Source organism: Vibrio breoganii (genome assembly GCF_024346795.1).
In the GTDB taxonomy this organism is placed as follows: Bacteria; Pseudomonadota; Gammaproteobacteria; order Enterobacterales; family Vibrionaceae; genus Vibrio; species Vibrio breoganii.
On the sequence record NZ_AP024865.1, the window covers coordinates 328135 to 349888 of the forward strand.

At 38.1% G+C, this 21754-nt stretch carries 17 protein-coding genes; 10 read left to right on the forward strand and 7 right to left on the reverse strand.

Features of this window, described 5'->3' with window-relative positions:
- From OCU35_RS14640 to OCU35_RS14670, 7 genes are all read left to right on the forward strand, one after another.
- A complete protein-coding gene (locus tag OCU35_RS14640) occupies nucleotides 1–585 on the forward strand; it encodes an acyltransferase (protein WP_261826399.1) in 585 nt (194 codons plus the stop codon).
- 1 nt (nucleotide 586) lies between these two features.
- Entirely contained in the window at nucleotides 587–1663 is a 1077-nt protein-coding gene (locus tag OCU35_RS14645) for a DegT/DnrJ/EryC1/StrS family aminotransferase (protein WP_261826400.1), read from the forward strand.
- A 20-nt stretch (nucleotides 1664–1683) separates the two neighbouring features.
- Nucleotides 1684–2853, forward strand: coding sequence for a glycosyltransferase (locus OCU35_RS14650; protein ID WP_261826401.1), 1170 nt, complete (start codon nucleotides 1684–1686; stop codon nucleotides 2851–2853).
- Nucleotides 2854–2874: 21 nt separating this feature from the next.
- Nucleotides 2875–4269 (forward strand): lipopolysaccharide biosynthesis protein, encoded by a 1395-nt coding sequence (locus OCU35_RS14655; protein WP_261826402.1) that lies wholly within the window; start codon nucleotides 2875–2877, stop codon nucleotides 4267–4269.
- A gap of 67 nt (nucleotides 4270–4336) precedes the next feature.
- On the forward strand, nucleotides 4337–5407 hold the full coding sequence (locus OCU35_RS14660) for an O-antigen ligase family protein (RefSeq protein ID WP_261826403.1): 1071 nt from the start codon (nucleotides 4337–4339) through the stop codon (nucleotides 5405–5407).
- Nucleotides 5404–6507 (forward strand): glycosyltransferase family protein, encoded by a 1104-nt coding sequence (locus tag OCU35_RS14665; protein ID WP_261826404.1) that lies wholly within the window; start codon nucleotides 5404–5406, stop codon nucleotides 6505–6507. Before OCU35_RS14660 ends, OCU35_RS14665 begins: the two co-directional genes overlap by 4 nt.
- Nucleotides 6504–7712: a glycosyltransferase family 4 protein gene (locus tag OCU35_RS14670; protein WP_261826405.1), complete on the forward strand. Its 1209-nt coding sequence runs from the start codon at nucleotides 6504–6506 to the stop codon at nucleotides 7710–7712. The genes OCU35_RS14665 and OCU35_RS14670 overlap by 4 nt, the downstream gene beginning before the upstream one ends.
- A gap of 1071 nt (nucleotides 7713–8783) precedes the next feature.
- On the opposite strand, the gene OCU35_RS14675 is transcribed toward OCU35_RS14670, so the two are convergent.
- From OCU35_RS14675 to malT, 7 genes are all read right to left on the reverse strand, one after another.
- A complete protein-coding gene (locus OCU35_RS14675; RefSeq protein ID WP_261826406.1) occupies nucleotides 8784–9335 on the reverse strand; it encodes a sugar transferase in 552 nt (183 codons plus the stop codon).
- 3 nt (nucleotides 9336–9338) lie between these two features.
- Entirely contained in the window at nucleotides 9339–10229 is an 891-nt protein-coding gene (locus OCU35_RS14680) for an NAD-dependent epimerase/dehydratase family protein (RefSeq protein WP_261826407.1), read from the reverse strand.
- A gap of 289 nt (nucleotides 10230–10518) precedes the next feature.
- Nucleotides 10519–11745 (reverse strand): glycosyltransferase family 4 protein, encoded by a 1227-nt coding sequence (locus tag OCU35_RS14685; protein WP_261826408.1) that lies wholly within the window; start codon nucleotides 11743–11745, stop codon nucleotides 10519–10521.
- A gap of 3 nt (nucleotides 11746–11748) precedes the next feature.
- Complete coding sequence (locus tag OCU35_RS14690; RefSeq protein ID WP_261826409.1) at nucleotides 11749–12612, reverse strand: DapH/DapD/GlmU-related protein; 864 nt, start codon at nucleotides 12610–12612, stop codon at nucleotides 11749–11751.
- Between the two features lies 1 nt (nucleotide 12613).
- On the reverse strand, nucleotides 12614–13252 hold the full coding sequence (locus tag OCU35_RS14695; protein ID WP_261826410.1) for a PIG-L deacetylase family protein: 639 nt from the start codon (nucleotides 13250–13252) through the stop codon (nucleotides 12614–12616).
- Nucleotides 13253–13264: 12 nt separating this feature from the next.
- Complete coding sequence (locus OCU35_RS14700; protein ID WP_261826411.1) at nucleotides 13265–15157, reverse strand: polysaccharide biosynthesis protein; 1893 nt, start codon at nucleotides 15155–15157, stop codon at nucleotides 13265–13267.
- Between the two features lie 71 nt (nucleotides 15158–15228).
- Complete coding sequence (gene malT / locus OCU35_RS14705; protein WP_261826412.1) at nucleotides 15229–17934, reverse strand: HTH-type transcriptional regulator MalT; 2706 nt, start codon at nucleotides 17932–17934, stop codon at nucleotides 15229–15231.
- 67 nt (nucleotides 17935–18001) lie between these two features.
- Between malT and OCU35_RS14710 the strand changes: the two genes are divergently transcribed.
- From OCU35_RS14710 to OCU35_RS14720, 3 genes are all read left to right on the forward strand, one after another.
- The gene (locus OCU35_RS14710; RefSeq protein ID WP_261826413.1) at nucleotides 18002–18166 is read left to right on the forward strand and encodes a hypothetical protein; all 165 of its coding nucleotides are present in this window, start codon (nucleotides 18002–18004) and stop codon (nucleotides 18164–18166) included.
- Nucleotides 18167–18181: 15 nt separating this feature from the next.
- Nucleotides 18182–18670: a hypothetical protein gene (locus tag OCU35_RS14715; RefSeq protein WP_261826414.1), complete on the forward strand. Its 489-nt coding sequence runs from the start codon at nucleotides 18182–18184 to the stop codon at nucleotides 18668–18670.
- A 435-nt stretch (nucleotides 18671–19105) separates the two neighbouring features.
- Nucleotides 19106–21559, forward strand: a complete 2454-nt coding sequence (locus OCU35_RS14720; RefSeq protein WP_261826415.1) for a glycogen/starch/alpha-glucan phosphorylase — start codon at nucleotides 19106–19108, stop codon at nucleotides 21557–21559.
- Nucleotides 21560–21754 lie beyond the last annotated feature (195 nt).

A 21754-nucleotide genomic window follows, 5' to 3' on the forward strand; every position in this document is an offset into this window, starting at 1 on the left:
ATGTCTAATTATTTTAAACATGAAAGCGCCATTGTTGATGAAGGCGCCGCTATTGGCTTGGATACACGTATTTGGCATTTTACACATGTTTGCAGTGGTGCGGAGATTGGTTCGGGTGTGTCTCTTGGACAGAACGTTTTTGTTGGTAGTAAAGTCACGATTGGTGACAAGTGCAAAATTCAAAATAATGTCTCCGTATATGACGACGTGCATTTAGAATCTGAGGTATTCTGCGGGCCAAGTATGGTGTTTACCAATGTGTATAACCCTCGTTCTGGCATTGAAAGAAAAAGCGAGTATAGGAGCACTTTAGTCAAAAAAGGAGCAACGCTAGGAGCTAACTGCACGATAGTATGTGGAGTGATAATAGGAGAATATGCGTTTATTGGTGCGGGCGCTGTAGTTAACGCGAATGTTAAGCCCTATGCTCTGATGGTTGGTGTGCCGGCGAAGCAAATTGGTTGGATGAGTGAGTATGGTGAGCAACTTGATTTGCCATTGACTGGTGAGGTTAAAGTAACTTGCCCTTATACCAATGAGATTTATCAATTAAAGGGTTCTATCTTGAGTAAGGTTGGGAAATAATATGCAGTTTATCGATTTACAGGCACAATATAAACACCTCAAATTAAGGATCGATAAACGAATCCATAAAGTATTAGACCATGGTCAGTACATTATGGGGCCTGAAGTATTTGAACTTGAAGAAAAACTTGCTGAATATGTAGGTGTAAAACATGCTATTACATGTGCAAATGGCACCGATGCATTGACTCTATGCATGATGTTACTAGGAGTGAAGCCTGGTGATGCAGTTTTTTGCCCAACCTTTACATTTTTCGCTACAGCAGAAGTCGTTGCATTCGCCGGTGCTACTCCAGTATTTGTAGACTCAGATCAAGAAACATTCAATATGTGTCCGAAGGATCTAGAAAAGCAGATAAAGCAAACCATCTCTGAAGGCAACCTGAATTTGAAAGCTATCATAGCAGTGGATTTATTTGGTTTACCAGCAAACTATCCTGAATTGCAGCGAGTTGCTGATAAATATGGCTTGAAGCTTATCGAAGATGCTGCGCAAGGATTTGGTGGTTCAATAAACAATCAAATGGCTGGTAGCTTTGGTGATGTTGCGACTACTAGTTTTTTCCCAGCGAAACCACTTGGTTGCTACGGCGATGGCGGGGCTATTTTTACCAACAATGATATGTACGCAGACTTATTGAGATCGTATAGAGTACACGGAAAAGGTTCTGATAAGTATGACAATATTCGTATAGGTGTAAATAGCCGACTTGATACAATTCAAGCGGCAATATTACTTGAGAAACTAGCTATATTTCCTGCCGAATTGGAAGCAAGAAACATAGTAGCGAAGCGATACGAAGAGTTATATAAGGATACTTATATAACACCGCAGGTGCCCAATGGTTATACTAGTTCTTGGGCTCAATATACACTACGAAACAAAAATCGAAATGCGGCTATGAAAAAATTCAAGCTTAGAGGTATACCTACAATGGTTTACTATGCAAAGTGTATGCATCAACAAACAGCTTTTAAGGCATATAACCAAGTAGATAATAATTTCTTAGTTGCTGAGAAATTAGCGAGTACTGTATTTAGTCTGCCTATGCATCCTTACCTTAAAGATATAAACTAGTAAATTAAGGCTATTAGAATATGCATGTTTGTATAATTCCCTCATGGTACCCATCGGGTAAGAATGACGTTGGCGGTAGTTTTTTCCGAGAACAGGCCATAGCGTTGAAAAGGTATGGTCACAAAGTAGGTGTTATATCACATACACAGATACCCATAACGCAAGCTAACATCGGTACATACAGAATAAATAAGACTAGTTATGAAATAGATGAGGGAGTTTTTACTTATCGAAATAGTGGATGGGGTTGGTTGCCAAAAGTACCTTATGGTAATAGTTGGCTCTCAGTTGAGAACGCAATAAAATTATTCGAGAGTTATATCAAGGATAATGGCATGCCCGATATTTTACATGCTCACTCATTGTTCAATGGTGGTATTCAAGCGTTTGAAATTAATAAACGATTTGGAGTCCCTTATGTAATAACAGAGCATAGCACCGCCTTTTCTCGAGGGACAGTCAAACCATGGCAAGAAAAGTATGCAACAAAAGTGCTTAGAAGTGCCAGTCGGGCAATAGCTGTGAGTGAACCCTTTTCTGCATTACTCAACAATTACTTCGATGAAACCATTGACTGGATCTATGTACCCAATTTACTTTCTAAAAACTTTGAATATCAAAAGATAAGTTCTAGAAAAAAAGTCGATAAATATCAGCTTTGTAACGTTTCGATGCTCGAAGACAAAAAAGGCCTAGACATTTTGCTGAGGTCATTTTCTAAAGCTTTTTATGGGAACAAGAATGTTATTTTGAAAATTGCTGGTGATGGCTCTAAAAAAACAGAGCTTATTACATTAGCGAAAGATCTTGGAATATCTGATCAAGTTGAGTTTTTGGGCATGAAAAGTCGAAATGACGTAGTTGAATTAATGCAACAAAGCCATACATACGTTTTAACTAGTAGAATAGAGACTTTTGGAGTTGTTCTAATCGAGGCTTTGTCTTTAGGTGTTCCTATCATAGCGACAGCGTGCGGTGGTCCCGAATCGATTGTCAATAAAGATAATGGTCTACTTGTTGATGTGAACGATATAGATGGCGTTGCAAATGCTATGTTGGAAATTCTAGAAAACTACGAAGGATTCGTTCCAAAAGAAATTAGAGAAGACTGCTTGACTAGATTTAGTGAGAAAGCCGTAGTGGCTAGGTTGACAGACCTATACTCAGATGTACTCTTTGAAAAGAAATGAAGTTGAAATGGTTAACTGTTTATGAATAAGATCTTATCTTTCGCAGTAGGACCTATAGCTGCTGCACTATTAGGTTTTATATCACTACCAGTTTTAACGTGGTATTTTTCGCCTGAAGACATAGGCAGAATATCGTTATTTCAAGTCGTTATCAGTTTTTCAGTGTTACTATTCAGCTTGGGTTTAGATCAGTCATACGTCAGGGAATACCACGATAGTGCTGATAAACCCGCTCTACTTGCTTTGTCGTTCTTTCCTGGTTTTGTTCTACTTACTACTATCTTGTTAGTGGTTTTTTGGGTCTCTCCTACTTATTTGTCTAATATCTTCTTTGATATAAAGAGCATATCTTTAACTATTATGGCTAGTTTAATTTTGCTTCTTTATTTCTGCTCTCGATATTTGACTTTAATTTTCAGAATGCAAGATCGTGGTTTAGCATTCTCTATGACGAAGGTATTACCGAAAATATTGTTTTTGTCTATTATATTCTTTTATATAGTATACAGTCGTTCTTTTGATTTCGAACATTTACTTTTTGCTTATTTTGGTTCCATATCCTTAGTGGTTTTATTAGGAGCTATATATACTTATAAAGAATGGTTTTCCATTTCGACTAAGAACATAAAGTATCAACAATTAAGAAGTATGTTAAATTATGGGATTCCTTTAATATTTAGTGGCATCGCTACATGGGTATTAATGGGTACAGATAAGATAATTTTGAAAAAAATATCATCATTTGAACAATTGGGAGTTTATTCAGTATCCTTAAGTATAGCATCAGCAGTAGCAATATTAGGTACAGTATTTAATACATTGTGGGCACCCTCTGTATTCAAATGGGTTTCAGAAGGTAATAATTTAGATAAAGTCAAAAATATATCCGAATACGTACAGATAGGCGTTGCTTCTATATTTGTGATTGTTGGGTCTATGTCGTGGTTAATATCTTTCGTATTGCCAGATGATTATATTGATGTGCAGTATATATTACCGCTTGCTATTTCAACACCATTGCTATACACCCTATCTGAAACTACAAGTATGGGCATTTCAGTAAAGAGAAAAACTAATTATGCTATGTATATCGCTATAGTAGCAGGTGTGTTGAACGTTATTGGTAATTTAGTTCTTGTTCCTGAACTTGGAGCCAAGGGTGCTGCTATTTCCACCGCAGTAGCAATGTGGTTGTTTATGGTTTTTAGAAGTGAGTTTTCTAATAATATTTGGTTTAAGATTAGTGATCGTCGAACATATATATCATCCGCTTTATGCCTGATTGCATCTATACTTTTATGTATATCAGAATATGATGCCTATGTTCGAATGATAGTTTGGTTTGGAGTAGGAACGATTGTGATTTTCTCTTATCGAAATATTTTTATTAAGTTGGTTTATGCATATAAAAACTAGAAATGTAATAAAAATTAGTTTTATATTATTATTTACCAAAACACCTTTAAGTTTTTTGGTATTTACCATGGCAACTATTTTTAACTCTATATTTTTTCGTAAAGTTAAAATATCTGTAAAATATTGGTTTTCGACTTTTTTACTATTTATATGTTGTTTGTTAAGTTCTATCGTAAATTATTTAACTAATAGTTTAAGTGTGTATTCTTTGATTATTCCTTCGGTCTTCATGTTACTTTTTATTTCATCAAGTAAGATAAGGTTTGACTCTATTTTTATATCTTCAATAGTTTTTTCCGGCACCATATTATTAACTATTTCAATGTCCGAAATCATATTTAATTATAGTATTGCAGGTTATTTGTATGAAGAATCACCAATGATAGACGCAATGTCTAATAATAGATACTTAGTCTCTTCTATGTTCGCAAATTACAATGATTTTAGTTTTGCAATGTATTTTTATATATCAATTCTTTGGTTTGAAATTTTTAACTCAAAGAAGAAACAATCACTGATCAAAGCAATAGTTATGTTTAGCGCTATAGTTATTTGTATTATGATTGGTTCGCGTGGTTTTATACTTTCATTCATAATGACTATTTGGTTCAGTTTTCTTCTATCATTTAATACTATGAAAGGAAAACAATGGTGTATATCGTTAAGCTTTATTGTTTTAATTGCTGTAATACCAATATTAGCATTGATATTTTCGGATAACAGTACTTCAATAAGAAGTAGAATAATATTTGACTATTTTGATTATATAATTGAATCCCCTTATTACTTAATATTTGGATTCGGTGAATTGAATAACTATGTCACAACTTTCACAAGTTTGTATGGAGAAAAGCTTTATGATCCTCATAATATCTTCTTAGAGCTAATATTAACTTATGGTTTGTTACCGTTTGTATTATTATTAATAATATACTTTAAAGCAGCATATCGTATTTTATTTATCCGAAACAACGCATTGATGCAAACTAGTGAATGGTATTTAGCTCCAATATTACTAACTCTGCCAGTGATTGGTGCAGTGCCTAGTTCATCGTTGTTGTATTATTATTTGCAAGCACTTCTTATTGCACTAGGCACATTAAGATTTAACAAATTTTGTAAAGAGAAAAGACTATGAACATTGGTTACATTATAGATTGTGAATTTGATATCTTAAAGCCAAATTCAGTAGTAAAAAAAGTATTACTTCAAACAAAATATTGGTTGGAATCAGGCCACGATGTAAGCGTCTATTCTGTCCATTCTGGAACAGTAACCAACTTGCGTAATACTAAAACTTCAAAAATATCGGAAGGATATTTAAAAAACGATTCTTCCTTAAAAAAGTTGAGTCGTATATGGGGGTTTTATAGAAACATATCCCATATGAATATGTTTTGTGAACATAATTTAATATATACAAGATATTCTTTTTATACGCCCCATCTTGCTAGATTAATAGCACAAAATCTTGTACTAATGGAAATTAATTCTAATGATGATATCGAATATAGAAAGGCAAGTTTGTTTAGTCGATACTACAATACACTATTTAAAAGAAAAATACTAAAACATATAGATGGTTTTATTTGTGTTACGAATGAGCTTTCAAATTATATAACTGGTTATAGTTCAGCTACAAAAAATGTTATAGGTAACGGTATAGAGTTTAGACGAGAATTGGATGAGGAAATTTTATCAATCCATAATAGTAAGCCTATACTCACATTTGTAGCATCTCCTGGGAACGCAAGTCACGGCTTGGATATAATTTTGGGTCTTGCTTCTGATTTAAAAGACTATCATTTTAACATTGTTGGTTGTGATGGTCACAGTGTAGATAATGTCAAATATTGGGGGTACCTAGACAAGGTCGAACTTGATAATATACTTAAGAACTCTGATTTTGGAATAAGTGGAATGGCAAGTTGGCGACATGGAATGATGGAAGCATGTCCTCTTAAAAGTAGAGAGTATTGTTCTTATGGACTGCCTGTTTTTGGAAATTATAAAGATACTGATCTACAAGACACGTCCGTATATTTGCAAGTAACAGCGCATTCGGCAATCGAAAAGTCAAAACAAGTTTCCGATTTCGTAGAATATTGGTTGGACTGTGATGAACGGAAAAAAGCTGTAATTGATATAGCTAAAGAAGTGTTAGACAGTAGCACTAAAGAAAATGAACGAATTAGCATTTTTGAAAATTATCTGATTAAGCATAAGAGAAATAAATGAAAAAACTGCTATTTATTACTTCTTCATTTCCTTATGGAGAAGGGGAATCCTTTATTAAACCCGAGATTGAATACTTGGGACGGTTTCATGAGTTAACGGTTATTCCTACATACCCGAGAGGTAAGCTCAGAAATGACGTTAATTATGACTCTACTTACAACTCTAAGCTAAGTTTGTTTTCTTTATACTATTGTATAGGATTTATTAGGTTTTGTTTCACAAAACCTCTTAAGTTGTTTAAGTTGTTAAAGCTGTGTAAGGGCAAGCTCTTTATTAAAACTATACGTAACATAATATTGCTCCCCAAGGCAGTATTTATTTCAAAGGTTTTATGTAAAGAAAAGAACTATGACTTTATTTACTGCCATTGGTTGTCAGCACCGAGCCAACTAAGTTTGTTGATTTCAACTTTAACGAATATCCCTTTCGGTATTACAGCCCATAGATGGGATTTAATTGATGATAACAATACCTTACATAAGCTATCTTCATGTTCGTTTTTGAGACTAATTTCTAAAAAATCTTGTGAATTACTAGATAAAGACCTCTACTTAAATAATGTTAATAAGATTTCAGTCATATACATGGGAGTTGATATAAAACGTTTGATAGTCCCTGAGTTCAGATGTAGGCAACAAACATTTCACGGAGTATGTGTCGCATCTTTGATAGATGTGAAAGGGCACAAGGTACTACTTGATTCTATTAGTATTCTTAAGGCAAATGGTTTTCAGTGCAAAATCTCAATTATAGGTGACGGGTATTTAAGAGATGAACTAGTAAAACTGACGAATGATCTAGACATTTGTAATGAAGTAACCTTTCTAGGTTCTTTAAATCATTTAGATGTTTTAGATCTAATCTCGTCAAAACAAGTTAATTTTATGTGTTTACCCAGTCTTGATCTTGGTGAAGGGTTGCATGAGGGCGTTCCAGTATCATTAATGGAAGCAATGGGATCTGGTCTTCCTTGCATTTCTACAAACACGGGTTCTATTGGTGAGTTAATTAAGCATAAAAATAATGGAATACTCGTAGATCAAGAAAATTCAACGCAGTTAGCAGATGCTATTTATGAATTGTATTCTAATCAAGATCTTTATAATTCTATTGCTATAAATTCAGTAGAGACAATCAAGTATAAGTTTAATGCATATAGGAATAATGGAAGTTTAAATGAATTAATTAAAAATAATATTAAATAAGTTTACTTGGATATAAATTAGTTTTCTGCACCTAAATCTTTAAATTCAAGAGTATTTATCAACTTTGATTAAAGGCGTAGAATTATTAACCAAATATAATATGAGGCAATTTTCGTGTTTCATATAAGCAATTTAATCATCAAGTGTAAGCCGCCTTTGTCAAGCTTGTAGAAGAATTTAACTATGTTTCAAATTCTCGTAAGGCATAGTTGTGTCAAGATCTAGTGAAAATTGGTGGTATCATCTGTGCTGATTTACCAAAATCTTAGATCGCCAATCAATAAGCGACGTAAACTTAGTGTACTTATCTATCTGTATGGTTTTCATTCCGGTCTTGGTTTGTAACTAACTAGTAACCTTCAAGTTTGAGAAAAGACCACAGAGATATTATAATTCTGACGTAAGAAGAAATTTTAATTCTTTAAACTAGGAAGTATAGTGAAAATTGTGCGAGTTTAAAATTTCCCATCTATTGGGTATTAAAGAAACTTTCTGGTGTCAGAAGCATTTATAAACAGACCGTCTAACGTTAATTTTGCCAAACTTTACACAATAAAACACGAAATATACGGATGATATTCTACACAACATGTATTCTCGCTCTTTTAATAACTTAGACTGCAAATGCTATGAATTATTAGTTAATGAAATAATGAGTATTCTGGTCGATTCAAACAGCATGTGTATTAACACTATTTAGCTATTGACGATATCAATCATACAAAGATTAGAGTTATGTTACCTTAAACAAATGCTGATTATGAATGCTTACAGTTGCGGTATTGAAAGTATTCTAGCAAGTAATGACGTTCATAAAGAACCTGCTTGGTTCAATGGAAGAGTTACAGTAAGGTTTGGACGAATGGATGTGATATTACAACAATTATAATGCTTATCAAGTGAATACGTGTTGTAGCAGAACACTAATTAATAGTAACAACAGAAGAATTAAAATATATCTGAGCAGAAAGGAAATCTAGCCCAGATATAAACTGACAGGTACTGCATATCAGAGTAGATAACTGGCAGTTTCGGTCTGAATTAACATGGACTTTAGCTGTTTAAAATAATTTATTTAGAAATGGTATCACCTTGACCTGCGCCAGTTAGAGTTAATAAAATATAGTTAAAATAGTTTCTTACACTAGTTTTTTCTATCATTTCTTTATCCAATCTTGCTAGTTCTAGGGGAGTTGACATATCAACATTTTTTACTTGAGCAAGTCCCGTTATGCCAGGCCTCACATCATAAACTTTTAGCTTACTTCGAACTTCTATTAATTCAAACTGATTCTCAAGATTCGGCCTCGGACCAACAATACTCATATCACCTCTGAAAACATTCATTAGTTGCGGCAATTCGTCAAGCTTGGTTTTTCGTAAAAACTTACCAACCTTTGTTATTGAAGCGTCACTAGCTAAGTGACTAGCAACTGATTTAGTTTCCACAGTCATAGTTCTAAACTTTATGAGTTTAAAGGGGCGACGATCTTGACCTAGTCTGATTTGAATAAATACGGGGTGACCAGTATCGAAATATCCAATTAGTAAAACTACTAACATAACAGGCCATAAAAATAATAACCCAAAGAAAGACAGTAAAATATCTAATAATCTAATCATCGTCTACCTCAATTTTTTCATCGCTTGTTGTACAGTATAGGGAGGAACCCAGTTTAACTCTTCTTTCAACTTAGTTTTATCTAAGATCATTTGGCCATAAATCTGATTACTATATGAACTTTTACCTATGAGTTTCAAGATAAAATTGAGTACAAACCTAGGTATTGGAATGTTATAAAGATGTTTATTCAATCCTTTAGCAATCTCAGAAGTAAGTTCATTCATTGATAAAGGATTTAAATCACTAGCCAATATCAAATTTCCGCTAACTGTGTCTGACTTGGCTAATTCTATTAATAAATCGCAAAGATTGTCTACAAATATATAATCTCGTTTACTATTGCATAAACCAAAAGGAAGGATAGGAAAACGCTTAACTAAGCAGCTAAGAAAATTAATACTTGCAGGAGCGTTTTTCCCATAAACTAATGGTGAACGAACAATTAACAACTCTTTTGAAAACTGATTTGCTATTAGTCTTAGCCGATTCTCTGTTTCGAGCTTACACTTTGCAGCCAATGTGATAGGTTGACATAAGTGATGTTCATCAATAATGTTTGATTTAGTATTTATATTCCCATATACGGAAGTACTACTAACATAAATAAATCGCTTAATACCATTTTTAAACGCTAAAGTTGCTACTTTCGAGCTATAAATAATGTTCTGATTATATTCTTCTTCACTAAACTCCCTATGTGCTAATCCTGCGAGATGAATAAGAACATCACAATCATAGAGTATATCATCTAAATCATCTAAAGAGTTAAAGTTCAATTTTTCATTGTTTTTCTTAACATTGATAACATTCCGCGATATCGAATAGTCTATATCTTTGCAAGAAGATAACTCCGAACCAATAAAGCCTGATGCTCCAGTGATAGCAATTTTCAAGAAACCTCCTATTTATTATGGCACTAAAAATGATATTTATGGTAATAGCAAATGTCAAGTTTAAACGGATTAATATGTTTTAAACCTGTGTGGGACTTTCACCATCGATAAGTTTACCTTAACAAGAATTTTATATTAATGAGTTTGGTTAGATTAAGTGGTTTACTGTTTAATCCTGTCCTTTCTAGCTTAAATAATTTTAAATCGTCGATTTCTTTTTACTAAGAGTACGTATAATAATCTTCTTTCAAGGAAAATAAGATCTATCCTTGAAAGAAGAACAACGAAGTTATTTTTCATTTTTTCGCTCTTTCAATTCTATTATATTTGAGTATAGACTAGCTAAGTGTTGGTAATTAAATCGATCTAAAACTACTCTTTTGCTATTAACTTTATATGGTTTTTTTATAAATTTGAGGACTTTATTCACTAAGTCATCTTTTTTCAAAGTATCAAAGAATATTTCACTTTCGGCCACCTGAAGAGGGTTGTTAGGGGCATTAATACCACTGAGAACTACTTTATTGGCCATCATGTAGTCAAATATTTTATTTGGAGAAATCCCATAACCATACAGTATACTCGGCTTTGCGTTTATAAATGCAAGATCAAATAATCTTAGTATGTTACTAATTGAACTTTTAGGAACAGGTTCGTAAAAAAACACATTTTTCAACGACTGTTCCTGGCAAGTAAGTAATAAACGCTCTTTCTCTACACCGGTTCCTACTATAACTATCGCAACTTTTAAACGTCCAAGATCAGTTGCAGCATCTATAAGAGGGTCTAAAAAATTTGGAGTTCCTACAGCACCGGTATAACCAATGCAATAATCGAAGTTAGAGATATCTTTTGATATTCTATCATATGCTTGACATTGATCGAGTTCTCCATCATTTTCAACCTCGATACCATTTGGTATATACGAAAATCCTTGTTTTTTTAGTCCTCTTTGCCTTATATACGTTTCTGAGTTTGCAAGAAGTGAAACACAATGGTCACAATTTCTATATCCAAAATTTTGAAATATTTGAATTAGTAATGCCAATGGGTGAAATTTATTTATTTGCGTAAGTTCGGTTAAACTTAAAGGCCATAAATCTCTAACCTCTAGAATTAGTTTAGCGTTATATTTTCGTGCGTAATATAATGCAATAGGAAGGTAAAATGGATGAGCAGTAGAGGCAATTATTGTATCTGGTTTATTCAATCGCGAGAAACGTCTAAAATGCTTATTCATCATGTTCATTCCGAAGCTAAGCATATTAAGGACCCGATTTAGACCATTACTTTCATATTTCTTTGTTGGAACTAGAAAATACGGTACGCCTTCAACCTCTATAACCTCGTTTTTTGGCTTGTTTTCACCAAAACGACAAAGGTGGTGAAAACCTGAAGAAATAATAGTTACGTTACATTTATGTTGTTCGCTCAAGTTTTTTGCTAAGTAATATGGCCTAAACGACATACCTTCTTGTGGACTACCTGAATAAGGATGTATATACCAAATATTCATATACTAACTTTTCTTGAATTTTTTTAGAGATCTAGATGGGTTGCCAAAGACGCTATCACCATCTAAAATATCTTTTATTACAACAGCTCCAATACCAACTTGTGCATTATTTCCAATCTGTACCTTTTCTTTTATATTTGCTCCTGGCGCTATCCAGCAATTTTCACCAACGATTACTCCGCCACATAATATTGCACTGGCTATGATATAAGTTCCTTTCTTCACATGACAGTTATGAGAGATATGTACGAGATTGTCTATTTTTACATTATCTTCGATTGTAGTATTTCTTAATACACCTTTTGCAATACAAGTTGATGCACCTACTTCGACGTTATTACCGATCGTTACTCCGGCAAGATGCATAAATCTAATTGGAACGCCATCTTCTAGTCGCTCAAAACCAAAACCATCACCACCTATAACTGATCCAGAGCGAATAAAACAATTTTTACCAATTGTAGTTCCTCTCATAATAACTACATTGTGTTCAATAACAGTTCCTTCGCCGATGACGACTCCGTTTTCTATAGTGACATTTTGTCCTACTGTAACAGTATCGTGTATAGACGGCGCACTTGAATCAAGATCAAATTCTGTCGTTTTATTGAGTAAATCAAGAGCCTTGACAAAAGTTAGTCTAGGGTTCTCACTAATGATTACATTCGTACTTTCGCTTATTACACTCGCTATAACTACAGAATTGTTGTTTTTATGATGCACACCACGAGAGAAAGTTAATGAGTTTTGGTTGGCTAATTCTAGATCTGCTATGTTGTCAATAGCGTATTCTGCAGATCCAACGAAGGGGGCGCCTAATTGCTCGGATAGCCACTTCAAAGAAACTGAGTTTTTTAATTTATGCATATTATCTAATTACCATCCTAATTACTTCGAAACATTCTGAATATTTTGTACCAATTTGTGCTCCTCTAACCTTAGCAAGTGAACTTGTATAGTCAGCGGTAGTGTAATATCGTTTAGACTGAGATCTGTAACTAGCAATAGCTGCATCCTTCTTTTTAATATGCTGCTCTTCTAACACCACAAACCCTATATTATTCGTCGTTAACTGATTCCAGTTTAACTCATAGCCCCATATGTTTGTTGTTTTAAAAGCTCTTACACCTTCTTGATATATTGTCGCATGATCTTGATGTATGTCTTGACTGGACGGTAATAGAACCAAGTCGTATTGTTTACTATTCTTTAATTTAACTAGTGTCTCTAATATATCCTGCCTAACGGCACTGAAGTAACGTACCTTGAAATTGAGTACAGTTACGTTTTCGTTTATTATTCCGAGTTGACTAGTAGCATCGAGAACTTCTGTTCTTAATATGTCAGGATCGTAGCATTCTGGCACAGATTCTTCACAGGCCGAAAACGCTACGTAGTCTACATTTGAACCTTGTTCTATAAATTTTGAAATTGTACCACCTGCTCCAATTTCACCATCGTCTGTGTGAGGGGCAAGTACCAAAATATTTTTGAATTCATTTTTCATTTATTTACCCATTTAGTTGTTATTCTGTACTAAATCTGATGGTTCGTCACTTGGATTATATTCCAAAGGAGCTACTTTTAGAAGTTCATTAATTTTTATACTATTCAAACTAATAGATGCTTCCTCAAGTTTAGTATATATAATCTTAAAATCCGCTAACGAAATGGATATTTCGTTGGCAGTTAAAATTCTCTTGTGTGAAGTTTGCTGAACTTTTTCACTGATTAGAAGCTCTTCGAACAATTTTTCGCCGGGCCTCAAACCAGAATATTCGATAGCTATATCCCCTAAAGGATTATTATCATCCTTGATCTCTAATCCTGATAGGTTAACTAGATTTTTGGCTAAGTTTACAATTTTGACTGGTTCCCCCATGTCTAGTACGAATACATCACCACCTGTTGACATCGCTCCAGCTTGTATTACTAATTGCGCTGCTTCTGGTATCGTCATGAAATAACGAACAATCTGTGGATCTGTTACAGTAATTGGACCACCACTTGCTATTTGCTTTTTAAAGAGAGGTATAACTGATCCAGATGAACCTAGAACGTTACCAAACCTCACCATACTAAAGATCGTTTCACAGTCTTTTTGAGTAGCTAAGGCTTGTAAAGATAGTTCGGCTAATCGCTTAGAAGCGCCCATGACATTTGTAGGACGAACCGCTTTATCTGTCGATATCAGAACAAACGAATCTACTTTTGCACTTATTGCTGAACAAGCTGTGATGTAGGTACCAAATACATTGTTCTGAACCCCTTCAACTATATTATATTCAACTAATGGTACGTGTTTGTATGCGGCTGCGTGATAGACAGTTTTAACATTGAATGTTTTCAGCACTGATGTTAAACGCTCTTGATTTTGAACGGAGCCGAGTAAGGGATAAATTTTGGTATTGAATTTTTCTTTTTTTACAATATGTTGAAGTTCCCTGTCAATTTGATACAAAGCAAATTCTGATATTTCGTAAAGTACAATACTTTTCGGTTGTTGTTTTATTATCTGGCGACATAGCTCTGATCCAATTGAGCCTCCTGCACCGGTAACCATAACGTTCTTGTCCTTGATATTTGCTTCCATTAATGATTGTTGTGGTTCGACAGGGTCTCGACCGAGGAGGTCTTCGATAGCAACGTCTTTTAATTCATCAATTTTAGCTTTACCCGAAACTATATCTCCCATATCTGGGATAGTTAATACTTCTGCAGATAGGTGAACGAGTTCGTCTAGGATCTCTTTCCTTCTAGAACGGGATGCACTTGGAATAGCTAGCAATATCTGTTCTACGTTGGCACGGTCGATGGATTTTTCTGTTTGTTCAATTTTTAGAACTTTTAAACCCATCAATACGGTATTTTCGAGGGTTTTATCCTGATCTATAAAACCTATAACTTTATGCGTCTCTGAAGACCGTAATGCGAGGGCTAGTTGCCTGCCTGCGGAGCCTGCACCGTAAATAAGAACGTTTTTACGTCCTTTAGAGTATGATTGGCTGACTAATACCCGAGCTATCAAGCGCACTCCACCACATGATAAAGCTAAGAATGCACCGTAGATAATGGGAACAGAACGTGGAACGTCCGAGTTTAGATAGTATGCAAGTAAGCCAACTGATACTGATGAGATAATAGTACCGATACTGACCACGTATAAAGCATGAAAAGTCAGATATCTTAGTATTGCTCGATATAGGCCAAGTTTTGTGAAGGCAAATAAAGTGATGACTAAGGTACCTAGTAGTACCTGTTCATTATCATATTGTGGAAGCGACATTAGATCGCCAAGGCGTGCCCAATGGGCTGCGTAGTAGGATGCGACGATGAATGTGGAGTCAATGAAAAGACTGATTAGTCTTTTCATTGAGCGAGGAAGGTTCCAAATGTACTTTAATTTGAGCATTGAGACTATTGACTGCTTTAGAGAGAATACAACTGAGTAATTCTATATCCAATCTATATAAATGTCTCGGGTCAATACCCCATTAACCGTAACAAATTCTCAGCAGTCTCAATCGCTTCCTTCCTATTGGCAATATTCAGCTTCTGATACAGGTTACGAATGTGCGTCTTTATCGTAGTTCCCGCCACATCTAATTCTTGCGCAATCTGCTCGTTACTGAAGCCTGAGTAAATTAAGTTCAGTACCTGCCATTCACGTTGGGTGAGGGGACTGGTGCGGATCAGTTCTGGGATGTTTGGGTGGTTGACGAGTTGGTTTACGAACTCTTCGTCGAAGTGTACGGCGCGGCTGCGTTGTTTGTTGCCGATTTCTTTTAGCAATTGCAGTGCGCGATGACGTTCTAGGTCGCCGAGTTGTCCTTTGTTTACAAGCTTTTCAAGAAGTTTGTTGATGGTTGCGCCGTCGACGATGAAGTTGCCTAGCATGCCGGTTTGGTTAGTCATGCTGAGCGCGGTTTTTAGTTTTTCGCTGGCGGTAACTTCGTTGTCGAGCTTGATGTTAAGCACGGTTTCGACAATCAAGTTGCGGTTGATGTCGGTGATCAAGCCATGGGTGTTTGCTTGCTCTTGCAAGAAGGCTATGGTGTCTTCGGCCTCTTGTAGCATGTCGCAGGCGATTTGTGCGCGGGCGATGTTGCGAAGCTGCAACTGGTTAAAGTGGTTGGTGGCGTCCGTTGGCGTTTCTGTTTGAATGAGCCAGTTGTGGATTGCAGTGATGTCTTTGCTGGCTTGCCAGTACAGGATTTGTGAGAATGATGCATTGGCTGACCAATCGATGTGATAGTTTGATTCAGCTAGCAGTGCTTCGATATTTTTTACGAAACGACCGGCTTTATCGAGCTCACCTCGACCCATCGCCACACGCACTAGCATTGAGTAGCTGTGCAGGTGACCACTCGGCTGATTAGCCAGTACATCAATGCCTTTATAAGCTGAAAGCTCGGCGTCATCTAGGCGGTTCCAGCACCATTGGATTTGCGCACGTGTTCTAAGTAAATGCTCGTGGAGCGGTACTTGCTGGAAGTGGTGTTCTTCTATTAGCTTGAAGGCTTGGTCTTGAAGCTCGTAAGCTGCTTGAATATAGCCTTGCGCAATCAATATTTCACTCTGCTGGATAAGCGCCCACAGTACGTGGTGGAACACTTGATACTGACGAGCCAGTTTTTCTGTTTGCTGCATCATAGGCAGTGCGCGGTCTAGTCGACCCAGTACGTGGTTGACCTCGCCGATGACGGATGTTCCAACAATACGGCTTCTAAAGTCGTTGTTGTCTATTTGGCTTAGTGCTAATTCTGCCAATCGAAGGGCTTCTTCCGGTTTACCTTGGTTGATGGCAACCTGCGCTCTTAGTGCTCTTACCTGGCCTTGCTCTTTAATAGACAGGGGAATGTTTCGCTTATCAAGCTCTAGCTTGGCTTCTGCTAGCAGATCACCAACGGTATTAAATCTGTGCTGACTTTGTGCAAGCCAAGCTCTTAGTAGCGGTAGCTTTGCCGTTTTATATAGTTGATCGGTATCGAGCTCTGCGATGGCTTTTTCTAGTGTGGTGAGTTCGCCACTGTTAAACATCTTCCAGCCATGTTCTTGCATGATGCTCGCACACAGCTCTGAGTCCTTTGCACGCTGCGCGTGTACTAGCGCTTGGATAGGGCGGTCGTGTTTAAGCCATGATTGAGCAGCTGCTGTTTGCAGTGCCACTTCTTGTTGGGGTAGGTGAGTATGACGCTGATGGCTCAGGAACTCACTAAATAGGTTGTGGAAGCGATACCAGTTATTCTCACTTGATGCGGTGCTTAGGAATAAACCGTATTTGTTTAGGTTTTCTAGCATGCCAAGGGCGTCTTCGCGACCAGTCACATCAATGATCAATTGATCACTAAAGTTGTCGAGTACCGAACACTGCATTAAGAATTCTTTTGTGTCGGCATCAACGAAGTCAAATACCTCTTCTGCAAGGTAATCCCATAAGTGGGTGTGATTAAATTCACTGATGTTTTGCAAAGACTGTTGAAGAGGCTTGTTTTGTTGCAGCGCTTGTACCGCAATTAACTGCATCGCTGATGGCCAGCCTTCTGCGTAAGTGCGCAGGTCGTCGGCGGTGGTCTCGTCAATCTCTTCTTTCATGCGCATATTAAAGAAGCGAGTGGTTTCTTCTTTATCAAACGCCAGCAAATCATCATCAATTTCGATCATCAGATCGCGTACGCGCAGGTTTGCGGTGCCCAATGGCGGGTTAGAGCGACTAGTCACAACGACGGTTAGGTTATCCGGCATGTGTTTGATGAAGAAGCGCATTGCCTCGTGGATCTCTTCATTATTAATGAAGTGATAATCATCTAACACTAAATAGGTTTCGTGTACGTTGTTGGTTAGCTCGCCGAAGATCTCCCCAAATAGGGAGTGCAGGGAAGAGTATTGTCTCTTCTCTATCAGAGCCTGAGAGTTAGTACACGCATTATCCGTCGCTTTGTTCAGCGCCTGAATAAAGTAGTTTATGAAGCGGTAGCTATCGTTGTCACTCTCGTCTAGGTTATACCAACCTACGTGAGCCTTATCTGACAGCCATTGTGCCGCCATTGTGGTCTTGCCGTAACCCGCTGGAGAGCGAAGTAGCACCAACTTATAGAAAGGAGCTTGCTGGAGTAAATCCAAAACACGAGGACGTACGATAGCGTTGTGAAGGCGTCCAGGGCGAGTCAGTTTTGATGGGATCCACATGGTTACTTACCTATTTGTTACTTTATAGTTATTAGTTCCCCGATAAAATCGCTCGGGGAAGACGTTGTTGGCTAGCCGATATTTTAGTGAGTGCGAAAATCAAACCTTGGCACTTTCTAAGATCCTGAATCGAGTTCAGGATGACGCGTGTGCGTCATTGTTTGCATCTTTACGTCTAAAACGCATTCGTCATGCTGGAAGCCATGTAATGGCTATCCAGTATCTTAGATAGTGCGAAATTCAAACTTTGGCACTTTCTAAGGTCCTGAATCGAGTTCAGGATGACGCGTGTGCGGTGTTGTTTGCGTCATTACGTCTAAAACGCATTCGTCATGCTGGAAGCCATGTAATGGCTATCCAGTATCTTAGAGGGTGCGAAGTTCAAACCTTGGCACTTTCTAAGGTCCTGAATCTAGTTCAGGATGACGTGTGCGCGTCATTGTTTGCATCTTTACGTCTAAAACGCATTCGTCATGCTGGAAGCCATGTAATGGTTATCCAGTATCTTAGTGGGTGCGAAAATCAAACTTTGGCACTTTCTAAGATCCTGAATCAAGTTCAGGATGACGCATGTGCGTTATTTTTGCATCATTACGTCTTTAAACGCATTCGTCATGCTGGAAGCCATGTAATGGCTATCCAGTATTTTAGTGGGTGTGAATATCAAACTTTGGCACTTTCTAAGGTCCTGAATCGAGTTCAGGATGACGTTTGTTCTAATTATTTTAATTCTTAAGTCCGATCCTGCTTTGATTTGGTTTAGGTGTCCTCTATTTCTGCTTTCTACGCCTTAGATTTGTGATGTGGATCGACTATGCCCTAGTTTTCAAGGGGTAGTACGGTCGCACTTGCACAGGATTGTGGGAAAAATCATACAAGGGAGCCGAGTTTTCACGTGACTGATTTCACGTTTTTCATAATACCGAAAATTACTTTGCTCACATTTAAATGTTAAGGATGAATGCCAAATTGCACTTGAGTGTGATCATTGTCTCGCGTTGTATGGGGTCACCCCCTTATTGTGGGATCTGGCTCAACAACTTAATTCTCTCTCCCCCCCTACGCCCCGAATACTCCTCCTAATCATCCCCCTTCGTAGGAGGATGAAGCATTGTCAGGGTTGAAGGATGATGACCACAGATGGAAATTACTAAACGATGAGAGTTCCTTTATGAAACCAGCTCAACAAAAAAAGTTCGACAAAAAACAATTCCAAGCAAGCGTTAAGAAACACCTTACAGCGACTTACGCAACGACTGAAGAGAATGCATCTACACGTCAATGGTATCTAGCAATGGGCCAAGCCCTGGCTGAATTCACTACCCTTGACCTGCTTCAAACTGAATCAGACAAGAAAATCACTAACGCAAAAAGCGTTAACTACCTATCACTAGAATTCCTTATTGGCCGTCTAACGGGCAACAACTTGATCAGCATGGGCCTTTACGAGAACGTGACTGATGCAATGGGTGAACTTGGTTTCAACCTAACTGACCTTCTAGAAGAAGAGCGTGACCCATCACTAGGTAACGGTGGCCTTGGTCGTCTTGCTGCATGTTTCATGGATTCATGTGCTGCTCAAGAATTCCCAACTGTAGGTTACGGTCTGCACTACGAATACGGTCTATTCAAGCAATCGTTTGAAGATGGTCGCCAGAAAGAAGCACCTGATGCATGGCGTGGCATTGAAGGCTACCCATGGGAAGTAGCTCGTCCAGAGCTTGCTCAAGAGATTGGCTTCTACGGTGAAGTTCAATGGACTGTTGAGAACGGTAAAGAAGTTCGCAAATGGGTTCCTGGTATGAGCGTTAGAGCTATGCCATGGGATCTTCCAATCGTAGGCTATGAGTCTTCTACGGTTTACCCTTTGCGTCTTTGGGAATGCCAAGCGATTGCACCTTTCTCTCTAGAGAGCTTCAACAACGGTGACTACTTCGAAGCTCAGCACGCGCTGATCGATGCAGGTAACATCACTAAGGTTCTATACCCGAACGACAACCACGAGAAGGGTAAAACTCTGCGTCTAATGCAGCAGTACTTCCACTCTGCAGCGTCTGTTCGCGATATCCTGCGTCGTCACGAAGCGGCAGGTTACTCTCTAGAGGACCTACCTAAGCAAGAGACTATCCAGCTTAACGATACGCACCCAACTATCGCGATTCCGGAGCTAATGCGCATCCTAATCGATGAACGCGGTTTTGAGTGGGATGCAGCATGGGCAATCAGCTCACAAACGTTCGCGTACACTAACCACACACTACTTCCAGAAGCACTAGAGACTTGGCCTGAGTCGCTAATCCAGCGTCTACTTCCTCGTCACATGGAAATCATCTTCGAAATCAACCACCGCTTCCTACAAGAAGTACGTGCAATGTGGCCTGGTGACGGTGAGAAGCAAGCTAAGCTGTCTATCATCCAAGAAGGCTTCCATCGCATGGTGCGCATGGCGAACCTATGTGTGATCGGTTCTTACGCAGTAAACGGTGTAGCAGCACTTCACTCTGCGCTAGTTAAGACAGACTTGTTCCCAGAGTTCCACGAGATGTTCCCAACTCGTCTGCACAACGTAACGAACGGCATTACGCCTCGTCGTTGGTTGAAGTTCTGTAACCCAGGTCTATCGTCTCTTATCACTGAGAAGATTGGCTCTGAGTGGCCAGCTAAGCTTGAACAGCTAGAAGGCATCTCGAAATTCGCCGATGATGCGAAATTCCAAAAAGAATTCATGGCGGTTAAGAAACAGAACAAAGAGCGTTTGGCTGCTTGGGTTAAAGAAAACATGGGTATCGAGCTAGATACGAATGCTATCTTTGATGTGATGATCAAGCGCCTGCACGAGTACAAGCGCCAGCAGCTTGATTTACTACACGTGTTGTCTCTATACCACCGCCTACTGAATGACCCAGCATTTGATATGGCTCCACGTGTTGTATTCTTCGGCTCTAAAGCGGCACCAGGTTACCACCTAGCGAAAGAGATCATCTTTGCAATCAACAAGGTTGCTGAGAAAGTAAACAACGACCCACGCCTAGGCGGTAAGCTGAAAGTGGTATTCATCCCTGATTACCGTGTAAGCATGGCAGAGATGTTGATCCCAGCCGCTGACGTTTCTCAGCAAATCTCTATGGCAGGTAAAGAAGCATCAGGTACTGGTAACATGAAGATGGCTCTAAACGGCGCACTAACTATCGGTACGATGGACGGTGCAAACGTTGAGATTCGTGAAGAAGTAGGTGATGAAAACATCTATATCTTCGGTCTTGATGTTGATGGTGTGAAAAGCACGCAAGCGCGCGGTTACAACCCGTACGACTACTACAATACTGACCACCTTCTAAAAGCGTCTTTGGACCTTCTACTAGGTGAAGAGTTCACCCCTGGTCAACCTGGTCTTCTACGTGCAACGTACGACAGCCTACTAGACGGCGGTGACCCTTACCTATGTTTGGCTGACTTTGCCTCTTATGTTCAAGCACATGAAGATATGGACGCGCAATACCGTGACCAAGCTGGTTGGGCTAAGAAAGCCATCATGAACACAGCACTAGTTGGTAAGTTCAGCTCAGACCGTTCGATTCGCGACTACGTGAACAACATCTGGAAACTAGAAGCGGTTAGCCGTTAATAAAAACAGCAAGGGTGGGAATCAGTTCTCACCCTTGCAAAATTCGTCATCCTGGAATTTGCAACGCAAATATCCAGGACCTTAGGAAGCACAAGGCTTAGACATGTACTTACTAAGATCTTGCTGGGCTGGCTTCCAGTTTTCATCAGGATGACGATACCTCTGATAGCTTGCAGCTAAAAGCTGACAGCTTTT

Bases quoted from the DNA above. Each gene is read 5' to 3' on its own strand.
- malT (WP_261826412.1), bottom strand. From the start codon at position 17,934: ATGTGGATCCCATCAAAACTGACTCGCCCTGGACGCCTTCACAACGCT.
- OCU35_RS14660 (WP_261826403.1), top strand. From the start codon at position 4,337: ATGGCAACTATTTTTAACTCTATATTTTTTCGTAAAGTTAAAATATCT.
- OCU35_RS14645 (WP_261826400.1), top strand. From the start codon at position 587: ATGCAGTTTATCGATTTACAGGCACAATATAAACACCTCAAATTAAGG.
- OCU35_RS14700 (WP_261826411.1), bottom strand. From the start codon at position 15,157: ATGCTCAAATTAAAGTACATTTGGAACCTTCCTCGCTCAATGAAAAGA.
- OCU35_RS14650 (WP_261826401.1), top strand. From the start codon at position 1,684: ATGCATGTTTGTATAATTCCCTCATGGTACCCATCGGGTAAGAATGAC.
- OCU35_RS14695 (WP_261826410.1), bottom strand. From the start codon at position 13,252: ATGAAAAATGAATTCAAAAATATTTTGGTACTTGCCCCTCACACAGAC.
- OCU35_RS14675 (WP_261826406.1), bottom strand. From the start codon at position 9,335: ATGATTAGATTATTAGATATTTTACTGTCTTTCTTTGGGTTATTATTT.
- OCU35_RS14720 (WP_261826415.1), top strand. From the start codon at position 19,106: ATGAAACCAGCTCAACAAAAAAAGTTCGACAAAAAACAATTCCAAGCA.
- OCU35_RS14670 (WP_261826405.1), top strand. From the start codon at position 6,504: ATGAAAAAACTGCTATTTATTACTTCTTCATTTCCTTATGGAGAAGGG.
- OCU35_RS14640 (WP_261826399.1), top strand. From the start codon at position 1: ATGTCTAATTATTTTAAACATGAAAGCGCCATTGTTGATGAAGGCGCC.
- OCU35_RS14665 (WP_261826404.1), top strand. From the start codon at position 5,404: ATGAACATTGGTTACATTATAGATTGTGAATTTGATATCTTAAAGCCA.
- OCU35_RS14685 (WP_261826408.1), bottom strand. From the start codon at position 11,745: ATGAATATTTGGTATATACATCCTTATTCAGGTAGTCCACAAGAAGGT.
- OCU35_RS14690 (WP_261826409.1), bottom strand. From the start codon at position 12,612: ATGCATAAATTAAAAAACTCAGTTTCTTTGAAGTGGCTATCCGAGCAA.
- OCU35_RS14655 (WP_261826402.1), top strand. From the start codon at position 2,875: ATGAATAAGATCTTATCTTTCGCAGTAGGACCTATAGCTGCTGCACTA.